General features: G+C 63.2%; 11 protein-coding genes. 4 read left to right on the top strand and 7 right to left on the bottom strand.

The genetic code is table 11. From position 1 onward, the window contains the following. Nucleotides 1-5: 5 nt before the first annotated feature. The 3 genes from ACSSVY_RS18065 to ACSSVY_RS18055 all read right to left on the bottom strand — a co-directional run bounded on the left by ACSSVY_RS18065 (nucleotide 6) and on the right by ACSSVY_RS18055 (nucleotide 5833). Nucleotides 6-1907, bottom strand: coding sequence for a cation:proton antiporter domain-containing protein (locus ACSSVY_RS18065; protein WP_454271057.1), 1902 nt, complete (start codon nucleotides 1905-1907; stop codon nucleotides 6-8). Between the two features lie 33 nt (nucleotides 1908-1940). After that, nucleotides 1941-4436, bottom strand: coding sequence for a hypothetical protein (locus ACSSVY_RS18060; RefSeq protein ID WP_454271056.1), 2496 nt, complete (start codon nucleotides 4434-4436; stop codon nucleotides 1941-1943). Between the two features lie 116 nt (nucleotides 4437-4552). Then, nucleotides 4553-5833: an O-acetylhomoserine aminocarboxypropyltransferase/cysteine synthase family protein gene (locus ACSSVY_RS18055; RefSeq protein WP_454271055.1), complete on the bottom strand. Its 1281-nt coding sequence runs from the start codon at nucleotides 5831-5833 to the stop codon at nucleotides 4553-4555. 83 nt (nucleotides 5834-5916) lie between these two features. Between ACSSVY_RS18055 and ACSSVY_RS18050 the strand changes: the two genes are divergently transcribed. Then, nucleotides 5917-6330 carry a VOC family protein gene (locus ACSSVY_RS18050; protein ID WP_454271053.1) on the top strand — a complete coding sequence of 138 codons (414 nt, stop codon included), beginning with the start codon at nucleotides 5917-5919 and terminating at the stop codon, nucleotides 6328-6330. A 357-nt stretch (nucleotides 6331-6687) separates the two neighbouring features. Here ACSSVY_RS18050 and ACSSVY_RS18045 read toward each other — a convergent pair whose 3' ends face one another. Further along, nucleotides 6688-7182, bottom strand: coding sequence for a PaaI family thioesterase (locus ACSSVY_RS18045; protein WP_454271051.1), 495 nt, complete (start codon nucleotides 7180-7182; stop codon nucleotides 6688-6690). A 61-nt stretch (nucleotides 7183-7243) separates the two neighbouring features. Beyond that, entirely contained in the window at nucleotides 7244-8110 is an 867-nt protein-coding gene (gene metF / locus ACSSVY_RS18040) for a methylenetetrahydrofolate reductase [NAD(P)H] (RefSeq protein ID WP_454271049.1), read from the bottom strand. A gap of 107 nt (nucleotides 8111-8217) precedes the next feature. Between metF and ACSSVY_RS18035 the strand changes: the two genes are divergently transcribed. Then, nucleotides 8218-9138 carry a LysR family transcriptional regulator gene (locus ACSSVY_RS18035; RefSeq protein WP_454271048.1) on the top strand — a complete coding sequence of 307 codons (921 nt, stop codon included), beginning with the start codon at nucleotides 8218-8220 and terminating at the stop codon, nucleotides 9136-9138. Here ACSSVY_RS18035 and ACSSVY_RS18030 read toward each other — a convergent pair. Next, entirely contained in the window at nucleotides 9135-10112 is a 978-nt protein-coding gene (locus tag ACSSVY_RS18030) for an NAD(P)H-binding protein (protein ID WP_454271046.1), read from the bottom strand. The two genes, ACSSVY_RS18035 and ACSSVY_RS18030, sit on opposite strands and share 4 nt — an antisense overlap. Nucleotides 10113-10197: 85 nt before the next feature. On the opposite strand from ACSSVY_RS18030, the gene cysE reads away from it, so the two are divergent. Then, nucleotides 10198-11028: a serine O-acetyltransferase gene (gene cysE, locus ACSSVY_RS18025; protein WP_009817943.1), complete on the top strand. Its 831-nt coding sequence runs from the start codon at nucleotides 10198-10200 to the stop codon at nucleotides 11026-11028. Nucleotides 11029-11033: 5 nt separating this feature from the next. Then, a complete protein-coding gene (locus ACSSVY_RS18020) occupies nucleotides 11034-11387 on the top strand; it encodes a DMT family protein (protein WP_008280572.1) in 354 nt (117 codons plus the stop codon). Nucleotides 11388-11571: 184 nt separating this feature from the next. Here ACSSVY_RS18020 and ACSSVY_RS18015 read toward each other — a convergent pair whose 3' ends face one another. Next, nucleotides 11572-12879 (bottom strand): pyruvate dehydrogenase complex dihydrolipoamide acetyltransferase, encoded by a 1308-nt coding sequence (locus ACSSVY_RS18015; protein ID WP_454271045.1) that lies wholly within the window; start codon nucleotides 12877-12879, stop codon nucleotides 11572-11574. Nucleotides 12880-12889: the final 10 nt, after the last annotated feature.

Below are 12889 nucleotides of genomic sequence, written 5' to 3'. Positions count from 1 at the left end.
CGGCCTCACTCCTTCGGTGAGCCGGTTTCTTCCAGTTGTGACAAGAGCATGGTCTGCAATTCCGCCTCAAGCTCGCGGGCGCGGTTGATATAGGCATCGTTCTCGACCGTCGGGCGCGCCGGGTCCCAAAGTGCTGCCAATTCCCGCACCGATTGCCGGTCATGGTGGTAAAAGGTCTTTTCCAGTTCCGCCGCCTCGAATTCCGTCAGCCCCATGTTTTCCAGCACATAGCGCCCCGCGCGCAAGGAACTGTCGAACATCTCGCGCACGATGTCATTGGCCCCCGCCTGATAGAGCCGGAACACATGCGTGCGGTCATAGGCGCGGGCGATGATATGCAGGTCCGGGCATTCGCGCCGGGCAAAACTCACCAGCCGCACCGTGGCCTCTGGATCATCCAGCGCCGCGACCAGCACCCGCGCCCGTGCCAGCCCAGCCGCATGCAAAAGGTCTGGCCGGGTCGGGTCGCCAAAGAAGCCTTTGACGCCAAACCGGCGCATACGCTGGATCGCGAGCAGGTCATGGTCGAGGACGACGGTTTCAAACCCGCTCGACCGCACCAACCGGTTAACCACCTGTCCGAACCGCCCGATGCCCGCTATGATCACCGGCCCTGTGGTGTCGATGGTATCGGCCTCCGGGGTCTCGGTGCTGTCCTGCATGCGCCGTGACAAGACATCGGAGAGAATGAACAAGAGCGGTGTAATCAGCATGGTCAGGGCGATCACCAGCAAGATCACCTCGCTCAGCGCAGTGGGTAGCACATGCTGCTGCACCGAAAACGCCACGAGGACAAAGCCAAACTCGCCCGCCTGCGCCAGAGACAGCGTAAAGAGCCACAGATCGCGCCCGCGCAGCGCAAAGACGCGCCCGAGGATGTAGAGGATCGCCCCCTTGGTCAGGATCAAAGCAAGGGCAAGGCCGGGTATTACCAGCGGCGCGCCAAAGAGCACGGTGAAATTGATCCCCGCTCCCACGGTGATGAAAAACAACCCCAGCAAAAGTCCCTTGAACGGGGCCAGATCGCTCTCCAGTTCGTGGCGGAATTCGCTATTGGCCAGAACTACCCCTGCGAGGAACGCCCCCAGCGCGGGCGATAACCCGACCAGCATCATCAGGAATGAAATGCCCACCACAATCAGCAGGGCGATGGCGGTATACATTTCGCGCAGGCGCGCGGCATGGATAAAGCGAAACACAGGCCGAGTGAGATAAATGCCCGTCAGGACGATCGCTGCCACTGCCGCAATAGTGACCAGAGTCGCCCCCCAACCCGGCAGCGAGGCGATAAAGCTCTGGGCGGCCTGATGCGGTGCGCTCGTGTCACCATGACCAGCCTCCGCGGTGCTGCGCGACAGCAGTTCGCCCATCACCACATTCGGCGATTTGGGCAAGGCCAGAAGCGGCAGGAAGGCCAGCATCGGGATGACGGCGATATCCTGCGTCAGCAGCACCGAAAAGGCCGAGCGCCCACCGCCCGTCTGCATCAATCCCTTTTCCGACAGGGTTTGCAGTACGATGGCAGTGGAGGACAGCGCAAAGACAAGGCCAATCGCCAGCGCAACACTCCACCCCAGACCCAAGAGATGCATGCAGGCCAGCATCACCGCCAGTGTGGTCAGGGTGATTTGCAGCCCGCCCAGACCCAAGAGCCGGTGGCGCATGTCCCAGAGCGCCCGTGGTTCCAACTCCAGCCCGATGAGAAAGAGCATCATCACCACGCCGAATTCCGCGACATGCTGCAATTCGGCGGTCTCATGGCCCCCGACCAGCCCAAGAACCGGCCCAATCAGGATGCCCGCCGCCAGATAGCCCAGCACCGAGCCGAACCCCAGACGTGCGGCCAGCGGGACGGCAATCACGGTCGCCCCGAGATAGATTGTCGCTTGGAAGAGGAACCCTTCCATCAGCGGTGAGACGCGTGGCGCAGGAGCATGGCGTTACCCCTTGGGCATGCGCAGCACTACATCGCGCCCGCGCTTGTTGTAGCGCAATTCGGTGTCCCCAATCGCTGACACCTGCCCGCCATCGAGCCGGTCGCCGACCTGAACCTTTTGGTAGCGCCCGTTCGAGAGGCGCACCAGCGCGCGGCGGCTCTGCGGGCTTCCATAGACGCCGATCAGGTTGACGTTGCGCAGGTTGATGGCGTTGGTCTCGGTGGCAGAGCGCGCCACAGAGGCGGATGTGGGAATATTGGGTGCCACCCGCGCGGCGGCGGCGGTCTGCACCTCGGGCTCCTCATCCTCGCCCGGCGTCGCCTGATCCCGCGCAGGCGCGCGAGCGGCCTGTTCCAGATCCTGCGGCCGCAACTTGGGCTTGATTGAAACTCCAACAGCCTGCGGCAGGCTCTCGGTCCCGGCCACAGCCCCGCGATTGGCCTCGATCAGCGCAGCCGCGAGCGAGGCAGAGCTGACGGTGGCGGGTTGCACCTCGGGGGCGGGCGGTGGTGCGGCGGCTGCAGCGGCGGCCTCGATCACCGATTGCGGACGATTGCGCGGGCGCAGCGCCGCCAATTCAGAGCGCGTGAGGCCTGACAGCGCGCCACGCTCTTGCTGTTCGATCAGGTTTTCGGGCCGGGTGCGGGGACGGATGCCGCCCAGTCGCGCCGCTTCGGCGGCCGATTCGGCGCTTTGTTCCAGTCCGGGAACCGGAAGGGCGCGGGTAGGGGTTTCGGGCGGGCGCAGGGGCGGCGGACCGGCGCGCACCGTCACCCCGTCCGGGGTCAGCGCGCCCTCGGGCGTGGCCTGCACAAACCCCCGCGCGTCCAGTGTGAATTCCGTACCCGGCGGGGCCGGAGAGGCAGGGGTTTCGGGGCGCTGATCCGCCTCTACATCCGGTGCGGAGGGCAAGGCGATCGCATCCTGAAAATTCACCGCCTCGTCAATTGAGGTAAGGTAGAATTCACCAACATCGGTGGTCTCTGCCTGCGCAGGAGCATCGGGGGCCAATTGCCAGATGCCGGTTGCGGCATAGCGTGTCAACGCCTGCTCGGGGGTCAACTCTTGCGGCGTCTCTGGCGCTTCGGCCACCACCTCTGGCTCTGCCACGGTGGGATCTGCGCCAGTGTCCTGCACCGGTGCGTCCTGCGCCGGTGGCGGCGTCAGGACCACGTCGGCGTCGGTCAACGAGGCGGGATCGGGATCGCTCTTCGTTTCGACATCCGGCTCCAGATCATAGGCCGGCGTCACGGCGATCTCAGGCTCAGAACGACCGAACAGGCCGGACACTCCGTCTTGGCTAAAGATCGTGGACCACGCGGCGACGCCTACCAGAAAGAGCAGCAAGACGGCTGTCAGGATCAGTCCCAGAAACCGAGGCTTGCCGCGTGTCGCAGGCTGGCTGCGCGCGCCAAAGATGGTCATGCGTTGCGCTTCGTCATCCGACGTGGCACCGGAGGATGTGCCGTGGGCGGGCTCTGTCGATCCTTTGTCGCGGCGCGCCAGCAGGCCCGACAGACCGGCCTCTTTGGCAGCTTTGGGCGCAAGGCTGGCCGCCGCCATATCGGTCAGTGTCGGGTCGGCCCCCCCGGTCAAGAGCGGAGCTGCCCCCGGTCGTGGCAACTCCGGCGTCGGGGCGGTATCGGACAGCGGCGTAAACCGCGCCGCGCCGTCGAGCTTGGGCGCTCCCTCGACGGGGGCGGCCCGCTCGGCGCGGATGCTGGAAAAGGACAGCGCAGGCGAGTCCGCAGACTTGACGGCGGGCGCCGTTGGGGCCGAAGCAGCTTTGGCCGCGGCCTCTTCTGGTGCCTTGGGCGGTGCAGGCGGGAGGGTAGTCGTTGGCGTCGCACCGGGGGCTTTGGCCTCATCCGGCAGGCGTGCCGCCTCGATCTTGGGCGGTTGCGCTGCCGCAGGCGAGGGCACCACCACAGGGGCAGTCTCTGCGGGCGGTGTCACCTCGGGCAGGCGCGCGCTGCCGATGATGCGCACCGGGGCCTCGTCGCGGTCCACGCCCCGCGCCTGCGCCGCCGCCCCAAAGAACGGCTCACCGGCAAAGCGATCCGACTGAGGACGGGCGACAAAGCTGACCGGGTTGAAGCGATGCTCAACAGCAAAGGCCTCGGCTTCGTCAAGGGTCTCGCTGGCAATGGCGGCAATATAGAGGCGTCCATTGTCGACGCTCCAGTCATAGACCAGATCGTCGATGTGATAGGGCGTGGCCCCTTCCAGCGCTTCGGCGGCAGCCAGATCGTAATTCCCCTCCGGCGCGCTCGCGGCGGGCAGGTCGAGATACTTGATCTGCTCATCCGGGATGATCAGCTTGCTCGCAAGCCCCGAAGGATCAAGCAGCGTCGCCTTGGCGCGCAACGATGCCAGTTCCCCCGGCAGATCCTCTGCATCAAGCGCCACCTCACCCACAAGATGCCAGCCCGCGCTGCCTGCGCGGTGCAAAAGGCCGATGCCTTCGAAGGAGAGGGAAAGGGCGAAATTCGGTTTCATATGTAACGCTCTAGCACTCGTCCTGCGTCAGCGGGAGTCCTTGGTGTCATCCGCACCATTTTACAGCAGCTTCGCGCCGAGGCCAACAGTCTGACCGGCCACGGCGCGAGTCCGCGTCAGGCAGAGGCCTTGGCCAGCGCCTGATCCAGATCGGCGATAAGGTCCTTGGCATCCTCGATCCCGATCGAGATTCGCACCACATTGGGCGCGGCCCCGGCGGCGGTCTGTTGCTCAGGCGTCAACTGCCGATGTGTAGTCGAGGCGGAATGGATGATGAGCGAGCGGGTATCGCCCAGATTGGCGACATGGCTGAAAAGATTGAGATTATCCACCAGCTTCATACAGGCGTCATAGCCCCCTTTGAGCGCCACGGTAAAGAGACCGCCTGCCCCCTTGGGACAGATCTGCGCGACCCGATCATGCCAGGGCGAGGATTTAAGACCGGCGTAGGTCACGGCCTCGACAGCCGGATGGCCTTCCAGCCAGCTTGCGACTTTTTCCGCGTTCTCGACATGCCGCGCCATGCGCAGGGACAGCGTTTCTATGCCCATCAGCGTGTAATGCGCCGCCTGCGGATTGAGCGTCATGCCCAGATCGCGCAGACCGATGGCAATGCCGTGAAAGGTAAAGGCCAACGGGCCAAAGGTCTCGTGGAATTTGAGCCCGTGATAGGCCGATTCCGGTGCCGAGAGCGAAGGAAACTTATCGCTCGCCGACCAGTCGAAATTTCCCGAATCGACCACAACCCCGCCCGTGACCGTGCCATTGCCGGTGAGAAACTTGGTCATCGAATGCACGACCAGCGTAGCGCCATGCTCGATCGGGCGGCAGAGATAGGGCGTGGCCGAGGTGTTGTCGACAATAAGCGGCAGGCCCGCCTTGTCGGCCACCGCCGCAAGCGCATCAAGATCGGCGATATGCCCCCCCGGATTGGCGATGGATTCGCAAAAGATCGCGCGTGTATTTTCGTCAATTGCGGCAGTGATCGCATCGGTGTCGTCGATATCAACGAACTTGGCCGACCAGCCAAAGCGTTTGATGGTCTGGCTGAACTGCGTTATCGAGCCGCCATAAAGGCGGGTCGAGACAACCACATTCAGCCCCGGACCCATCAGCGGAAACAGCGCCATGATCTGCGCCGCGTGGCCAGAGGAGCAGCACACCGCTCCTGCGCCACCCTCAAGCGTGGCGACACGTTCCTGAAGCGCCGCAACAGTCGGGTTGGTCAGGCGCGAATAGATATACCCCACCTCTTGCAGGTTAAACAGCGCGGCGGCGTGATCGGCATCACGAAACACATAGGCCGTGGTCTGGTAAATCGGCACCTGCCGCGCTCCGGTCGCCGGATCTGGGCGCGCGCCTGCGTGAACTTGCAACGTATCAAAGCCATAGGTCATTTATCTGTCCTCCCGCGTCATAAATCTTGCAAACCCGGTTACGGCATCGCTAGGTGCCATGCAACGGGCATGAGGAGTAAGATATGGCACATCCCTTTCATCTGGCAATCAATGTCACGGATCTCGATGTAGCACGGGGTTTTTACGGGGCGCTCTTGGGCGGCATCGAAGGGCGCTCAACCCAGACCTGGGTGGATTTCGATTTCTTCGGTCATCAACTCAGCCTGCACTTGGGTACGCCCTTTGCGACCCAAGCCACCGGCAAGGTCGGTGACCACATGGTGCCAATGCCGCATTTCGGCGTGGTGCTGCCGCTTGAGACATGGCGTGGCGTGGCCGAACGGCTGACGGCGGCGGGCGTTGCTTTCGTCATCCCGCCTTCGGTTCGCTTTGAAGGAGAGCCGGGAGAGCAATGGACCATGTTCTTTCGCGACCCTTCGGGCAATCCGGTCGAGGTCAAGGGATTTGCCAATATGGAGGCGGTGTTCGCGACCTGAAATCGGGTGACGAAGCGGGGGGCGGGAATTGGTCTATTGCTGACGTTGGTCCCAACTGGTGAGACGAGCGGTGCCCGTCCGCCGGGTGGGCGCTGCGACTTGGTCGGCTGGCCCTTTATATCTGCCAAACACTCCCGCGATTTCAAGAGACTGCACCGTTGCAAAAGCGCCCGCCCGTCACGCCAGAGGCGTGCCGAGTTAAAGTGGCGCACCTATGGTGCGACGGGGCGGGTCATGCCGGAGGCATGTCTTCGGCATGACCGCTGCGCGGCGGCGCGTGCCGCGCCTAGAGTCCGCGCTTTGGAGATTGGGGCAAATGTCCCCTTGAGGCCCACGCGCACTCTCTCCCCCCAATCGTCACGATCCCACCTCTGGCCGCATGACGATGCAGGTGGTTGACCCCGTGGCATAGAGCCGACCATCCGCCACACCGCGCAACTCGCCCCGCGCAACGGCGGTCGAGCGCCCCTTGTGCTCGAGCGTGCCGACGGCGTGAACGGGCGTGTCCAAGGTCAGGACGCGGATGATATTCACCTTGTATTCCAGCGTGGTATAGGTCTCTCCGCGCTCCAGCGCCGTCATCACGGCACAGCCCATGCAACTGTCGAGTATCGCGCCATACCAGCCACCATGAACGCCGCGCATCGGGTTGGTGGCGTCAAACCGGGGTCGCCCTTCAAACACCACGCGACCGCGCGCGGCCTCAACCGGCCAAAACCCAAGTGTCGCACCAATCGGGGGGCCGGGCAGGCGGCAAGCAATCATGTCCTCGATGAAGTCGAGCCCGGAGCGCGCCAGAATCGCCGTCATGTCCGGCAATTCGTCCAGCGATGTTGCGTGATGTGATGGCATTTCGGCCCCTCCTGTCCCTGCGGGGTGCAGGGTAGGCGGGGCCGTGCCTATCGGCAAGCGGTCAGGCGACGTCGCGCAGCCGGACCTTGGGCGTCACACCCAGCGCGTGACAGACATCGCGGGTCAGTTCCGGGCGATTGAGCGTGTAGAAATGCAGGTCTTCAACCCCACCATCGAGCAGGTCGCTGCACAGCTCTGTTGCCAGCGCCGTTGCCAAAAGATCGTGACGATTGTCACGGATCGCCTTGTCAAACGCCTCATCCAGCCATGCGGGCACCTGCGTGCCACAGGAAAGCGCGAATTTGCGCGCGCCAACCCAGTTTTCAATCGGTAGAATGCCCGGAATGATCGGCGCGTTGATCCCCGCCGCCGCACACGCATCGCGGAACCGAAAGAAGGTCTCGGCCTCAAAGAAGAACTGCGTGATCGCCTCGGACGCGCCCGCGTCAATCTTGCGCTTGAGCCAGTCGATATCGGCCTTTTGATCCACCGCCTCGGGGTGCTTTTCAGGGTATGCGCCGACGCGGATGGTAAATTTGCCGGTATCGGCCAGTGCCGAAATCAGCTCGCAGCTATTGGCGAAACCTTCAGGATGGGGGACAAATCCGTTCGACCCCTTGGGCGGGTCGCCGCGCAGGGCGACAATCTCGGATACGCCCGCAGCGGCGAATTGCTCGGCAATCTCCAGCGTCTCGGCGCGGCTGGCATCGACGCAGGTCAGGTGTGCCGCCACATTGAGGCCCGTGGCCTTGTGCAGCGTGCCCACCGCCTCGCGGGTCAATTCGCGGGTGGTGCCGCCCGCGCCGTAGGTCACCGACACAAAGCGCGGATCAAGCGGGGACAGAGTGTGGATCGTGTCCCAAAGGCGAAAAGAAGCCTCCAGCGTCTTGGGCGGGAAAAATTCGAACGAGATACGCGGCGTTTTCATCGGGGTGCATCCTGTGCAGGAGTGAAATCTGTTGACCCACTTGTTGCAGGTGCAGCAATGTGAGACAACTTCATTAAATTCATGGTTTGAATGAGGTTCACTAATATATGCATATCGAGTTCCGGCACCTGAAAACGATCCGTGCCATTCATCAGGCGGGCGGTCTGGCCCGTGCTGCGGACCTGTTGCACATCACCCAATCGGCTCTGAGCCACCAGATAAAGGGGCTGGAGGATCAGACGGGTGTCGAACTTTTTGTCAGACGATCCAAGCCTTTACGCCTTTCGGCGGCGGGCCATCGTCTGCTGCGTCTGGCCGAGAAAATCCTGCCCGAGATCGAGGCGCTCGAGGCCGAATTCGAAGGGCTGCGCGAGGGCAGCGCTGGACGCCTGCACATCGCCATTGAATGTCACGCCTGTTTTGAATGGCTCTTTCCGGTGCTTGAGCGGTTTCGCAAGACCTGGGGCGAGGTCGATGTCGATATCCGCCCCGGCCTCGCCTTTGACGCGCTTCCTGCGCTGCAAAAGGAAGAGGTGGATCTTGTGGTCTCCTCCGACCCCGAGGACCTGCCGGGCATCAGCTTCAAGCCGCTCTTTGATTACGAGCCGGTCTTTGTCGCCTCAAGCCAGCATCCGCTGGCGCAAAAACCCTATGTCGAGGCGGCAGATTTTCGCGATGAGGTGCTGATCACCTATCCCGTGGACCGCTCCCGCCTTGATGTCTTTACCGAATTGCTGACCCCGGCCAAGGTCGAACCCAAGAGCATCCGACAGGTGGAACTGACGGCGGTGATCCTGCTTCTGGTCGCCTCCAATCGCGGTGTCGCCGTGCTGCCCGATTGGGTGGTGCGCGAGGTCAAGACCAGCACGGATTACGTGACCCGCCCCCTCACGGCCGCTGGCAAGACCAAGCGGCTCTATGCCGCGATCCGCGACGATGACGCGGACAAGCCCTATATGGCGCATTTGCTGAAACTGGCGCGGGAAATTCCGGTGCGCCTGCAACGCGGCGAGAGCCCTGCCGCCTAGAATACCGCGTGCTCGCCCAGATCGACACGGGCGCGCCCGGATATCACCTCTTCATAATAATCAAAGAGGCGGTCCCGCCCGGTTTCAGGCGTGGCCTCGGCGTCATAAACCCCCGTCGCCGGGTTCCACACCAGCATCGACTCGGTCGCGTAATAGCGCCCGATCCGCGCCAGTTCCGCCTTGGCCCGCAGACCCGGCGCAATGCGCCCCGCCAGCGAAAGGCCTGCGATGGTGGCATCCATCATGCCCACCGGCACCTGCCGCACCTTCGTCGGACGCCCGAGTCTCTCAAAGAGCCACTCCGCCTGATCGCGCGGGGTGATTGCGGGGCCGGGACCGCCAATCGGCAAGACTTCGTTCCAGCGCCGAGGCTCTTCCAGACACCCTGCCAGATAATCCCCCAGGTCTCGGTCACTGATCGGCTTGCACGCCGTCAACCGTCCGTCCCCGAACACTAAAAATGGCCGCCCCGCCTGAATCCGCGCAATCTGTCCCGACAGGGATTTGAAATAGGCCGTGGGCCGCACGATCGAATAGCGCAGACCCGAGGCGATCAACCGCGCCTCAAAGGCCAACTTGGCCGCCTGAAACGCCAGCATCGGCTTTTGCACGCATATCGCTGACAAGAGCACCATATGCCCCACCCCCGCTGCCTGCGCCGCCCCTAGCGCCAGGATATTCGCGTCGTGATCCACTGCCCAGGCATCGTCCGGCAAACCGCTGCGCGAGGCCATGCACGAGACCAGCGCCTCAAACCGCTCGCCCCGGATACCCTCTTGCCCAAGCTCGGTCATAGTCCCTCGCCGCAACGTGACCCGTTCCGGCAATCCCGCCGCCTCAGCGCCGGGTCGCACGTAACAGACCACCGCATGCCCTCGGGCCAAGAGCGCCGCCACGGTCGCCCGGCCGATCGTTCCGGTGGCACCCAGAACCAGAACGCGCGCGCCCTCGGCCAATGGCAGCCTCTCATTCATTTTGGTGATCCCCCGCCTCACCCCTTTGCATTTTACCTGCTCTGCCTATCTGATATACTCACCTTGATCTACAGGAGCATACCCCATGGCGCATACAAGACGAAAGCTGGCCGAACTTGATCCGGTCTGGGGACAGATCGCCCAAGAGGCCAAGGCTGCAATCGCCGATGAGCCGCTGTTGGGCGGGCTGATCCATTCAAGTGTCCTGCACCATGGGACCTTCGAATCAGCGCTGGCCTATCGGATTTCGCTCAAGCTGACCTCGAACGAGATGCCCGAACAGATCCTGCGCGAGATTTGCGACAAGGCGCTGGCCTCCGACCCGGAAATCGGCCTCGCCGCGCGCGCCGACATCGTCGCAGTTAATGACCGTGATCCGGCCTGCGACAGGTTTCTCCTGCCGCTTCTCTTCTTCAAGGGGTTTCAGGCCATCCAAGCCTATCGCATCGCGCATTGGCTCTGGACCACGGGCCGCCGCGATCTCGCGCGCTTTTTCCAGATGCGCGCCTCAGAGGTGTTCGGCGTCGATATTCACCCCGCCGCACGGATCGGCAAGGGCATCATGATCGACCACGCACATTCCATCGTGATCGGTGAAACGGCGGTGGTGGGCGACAATGTCTCGATGCTGCATTCCGTCACCCTTGGCGGCACAGGCAAAGAAGAAGAGGACCGCCACCCCAAGATCGGCAATGGCGTTCTTATCGGGGCCGGGGCCAAGGTTCTGGGCAATATCCGCGTGGGCAACTGCTCGCGCATCGCCGCAGGGTCGGTGGTGCTGCAAGAGGTGCCACCGTGCAAGACCGTGGCGGGCGTGCCCGCGCGCATTGTCGGTGAGGCGGGTTGTGATCAGCCCTCGGTCAAGATGGATCAACTCTTGGGCGTACGCGGCACTGACGACGATGCGAGCGACTGACGCGCATGCACGGCCTTTGGCTGTGGCTGGCACCGGTCGTGCTCTTGAGCCTGTCCAATATCTTCATGACCTTCGCGTGGTATGGGCACCTCAAGTTTCCGCATGTCGCCCTCTGGCTTGTCATCCTGATAAGCTGGGGCATTGCCCTGATTGAATACATGCTCGCGGTGCCCGCCAATCGGCTTGGGCACCGCGTCTATTCGGCGGCGGAACTCAAGACCATGCAAGAGGTGATCACGCTGGTGATCTTTGCAGGTTTTTCTGTGCTCTATCTCAAGGAACCGATCACTTGGAACCACGCGCTCGGGTTCTCGCTGATCGCGGCCGGGGCATTTGTGATCTTTCGCGCGCCGCTTTGACGTGGGGAATGGCCGTGAGCTGACAATCGTCCCAAGCGTTACACGCCCTCTCAAAATCGCTAGGCCGCGGGACGGCCCAGCGATCGCGCGGCGCCCTTCGGGCTTGATTCCGCGCGTGGTTTTTGGGGCCAACGTTCGCTCACGGCCATAAACCCGCCCCGACCCAAATGCCGGGGCAGAAATCTCAGGCCAGCATGACCAGCGGATTTTCGAGGTATTCGACGATCTTGCCCAACAATTCCGCGCCAAGTGCGCCGTCGATCACCCGGTGATCCACCGACAGCGTCACCGACATGACAGTGGCCACCGAAAGTTCGCCATCCTTGCCCACCACCGGCTTTTTCAGGCCCGCGCCCACGGCGAGGATCGCGCCATGCGGCGGGTTGATCACGGCATCGAAATTCTCGATCCCGAACATACCAAGGTTCGAAATGGCAAAGGTGCCGCCCTGATATTCCTGCGGGGCCAGCTTGCGGTCGCGCGCGCGCTTGGCCAGATCCTTCATTTCCGCACTCAGAGCCGAGAGCGATTTCATTTCGGCATCTTTCAGAACCGGCGTGAACAGCCCACCCTCAATCGCCACAGCCACGGCCACATCCGACGGCTTCAACCGCAATACCTTGTCTCCGGCCCAGACGGCATTGGCATCCGGCACCGCTTGCAACGCCAGCGCACAGGCTTTGATGATGAAATCGTTGACCGACAGTTTGACGCCGCGCGCCTCCAACTGCGCATTCAACTCACCGCGGAATTTCATCAGCGCATCCAGACGGATTTCGCGACGCAGATAGAAATGCGGCACGGTCTGCTTGGCCTCGGTCAGCCGCGCAGCGATGGTCTTGCGCATCCCGTCGAGCTTGACCTCCTCATACTCGCGGCCCTGATACATGGCGATCACCGCATCCGAGGACGGACCAGACGCGATGGTTGCCGGGGCAGGGGCCTTGTCGGCGGGTTTGGCGGCATCCTTGGCGGGCGCGGCCGAGGATTTGGCCCCCTCCACATCCGCCTTCACGATCCGCCCATGCGGGCCAGAGCCCTTGATCCCTGCGAGATCAATCCCCTTGTCTGCCGCAATCCGCCGTGCCAGCGGCGAGGCAAAGATGCGCGCGCCATCGCCGGACTTGGGCGCGGCAGGCGCGGGCTTGGCCGCGTCCGCCGTCTGTGGCGCCGCCTCGGGTGTTCTTTCGCTGGGCGCTTCGGATGTCTTGGCCTTCGCCGGGGCGCTGCCGATATCGCTGGCGCTCTCGCCGTCTTCCAGCATGACCGCGATAGGGGTGTTGACCTTGACCCCCTCGGTGCCTTCCGCCACCAGCAACTTGCCGACGACGCCCTCCTCTACGGCTTCGAATTCCATCGTGGCCTTATCGGTCTCGATCTCAGCCAAGAGGTCGCCTGCGGACACGGTATCGCCCTCCTTGACCAGCCATTTGGCCAGCGTGCCCTCTTCCATGGTGGGTGAGAGGGCGGGCATCAGAATCTCAATTGGCATCGCGTCTCTC

The sequence above is a fragment of the Roseovarius sp. MBR-51 genome, assembly GCF_053628575.1.
The sequence above is the reverse complement of the archived record's forward strand: the minus strand, read 5'-3'. Positions and strand labels throughout refer to the sequence as shown.

Bases quoted from the DNA above. Each gene is read 5' to 3' on its own strand.
- ACSSVY_RS18065 (WP_454271057.1), bottom strand. From the start codon at position 1,907: ATGGAAGGGTTCCTCTTCCAAGCGACAATCTATCTCGGGGCGACCGTG.
- ACSSVY_RS18060 (WP_454271056.1), bottom strand. From the start codon at position 4,436: ATGAAACCGAATTTCGCCCTTTCCCTCTCCTTCGAAGGCATCGGCCTT.
- ACSSVY_RS18055 (WP_454271055.1), bottom strand. From the start codon at position 5,833: ATGACCTATGGCTTTGATACGTTGCAAGTTCACGCAGGCGCGCGCCCA.
- ACSSVY_RS18050 (WP_454271053.1), top strand. From the start codon at position 5,917: ATGGCACATCCCTTTCATCTGGCAATCAATGTCACGGATCTCGATGTA.
- ACSSVY_RS18045 (WP_454271051.1), bottom strand. From the start codon at position 7,182: ATGCCATCACATCACGCAACATCGCTGGACGAATTGCCGGACATGACG.
- metF (WP_454271049.1), bottom strand. From the start codon at position 8,110: ATGAAAACGCCGCGTATCTCGTTCGAATTTTTCCCGCCCAAGACGCTG.
- ACSSVY_RS18035 (WP_454271048.1), top strand. From the start codon at position 8,218: ATGCATATCGAGTTCCGGCACCTGAAAACGATCCGTGCCATTCATCAG.
- ACSSVY_RS18030 (WP_454271046.1), bottom strand. From the start codon at position 10,112: ATGAATGAGAGGCTGCCATTGGCCGAGGGCGCGCGCGTTCTGGTTCTG.
- cysE (WP_009817943.1), top strand. From the start codon at position 10,198: ATGGCGCATACAAGACGAAAGCTGGCCGAACTTGATCCGGTCTGGGGA.
- ACSSVY_RS18020 (WP_008280572.1), top strand. From the start codon at position 11,034: ATGCACGGCCTTTGGCTGTGGCTGGCACCGGTCGTGCTCTTGAGCCTG.
- ACSSVY_RS18015 (WP_454271045.1), bottom strand. From the start codon at position 12,879: ATGCCAATTGAGATTCTGATGCCCGCCCTCTCACCCACCATGGAAGAG.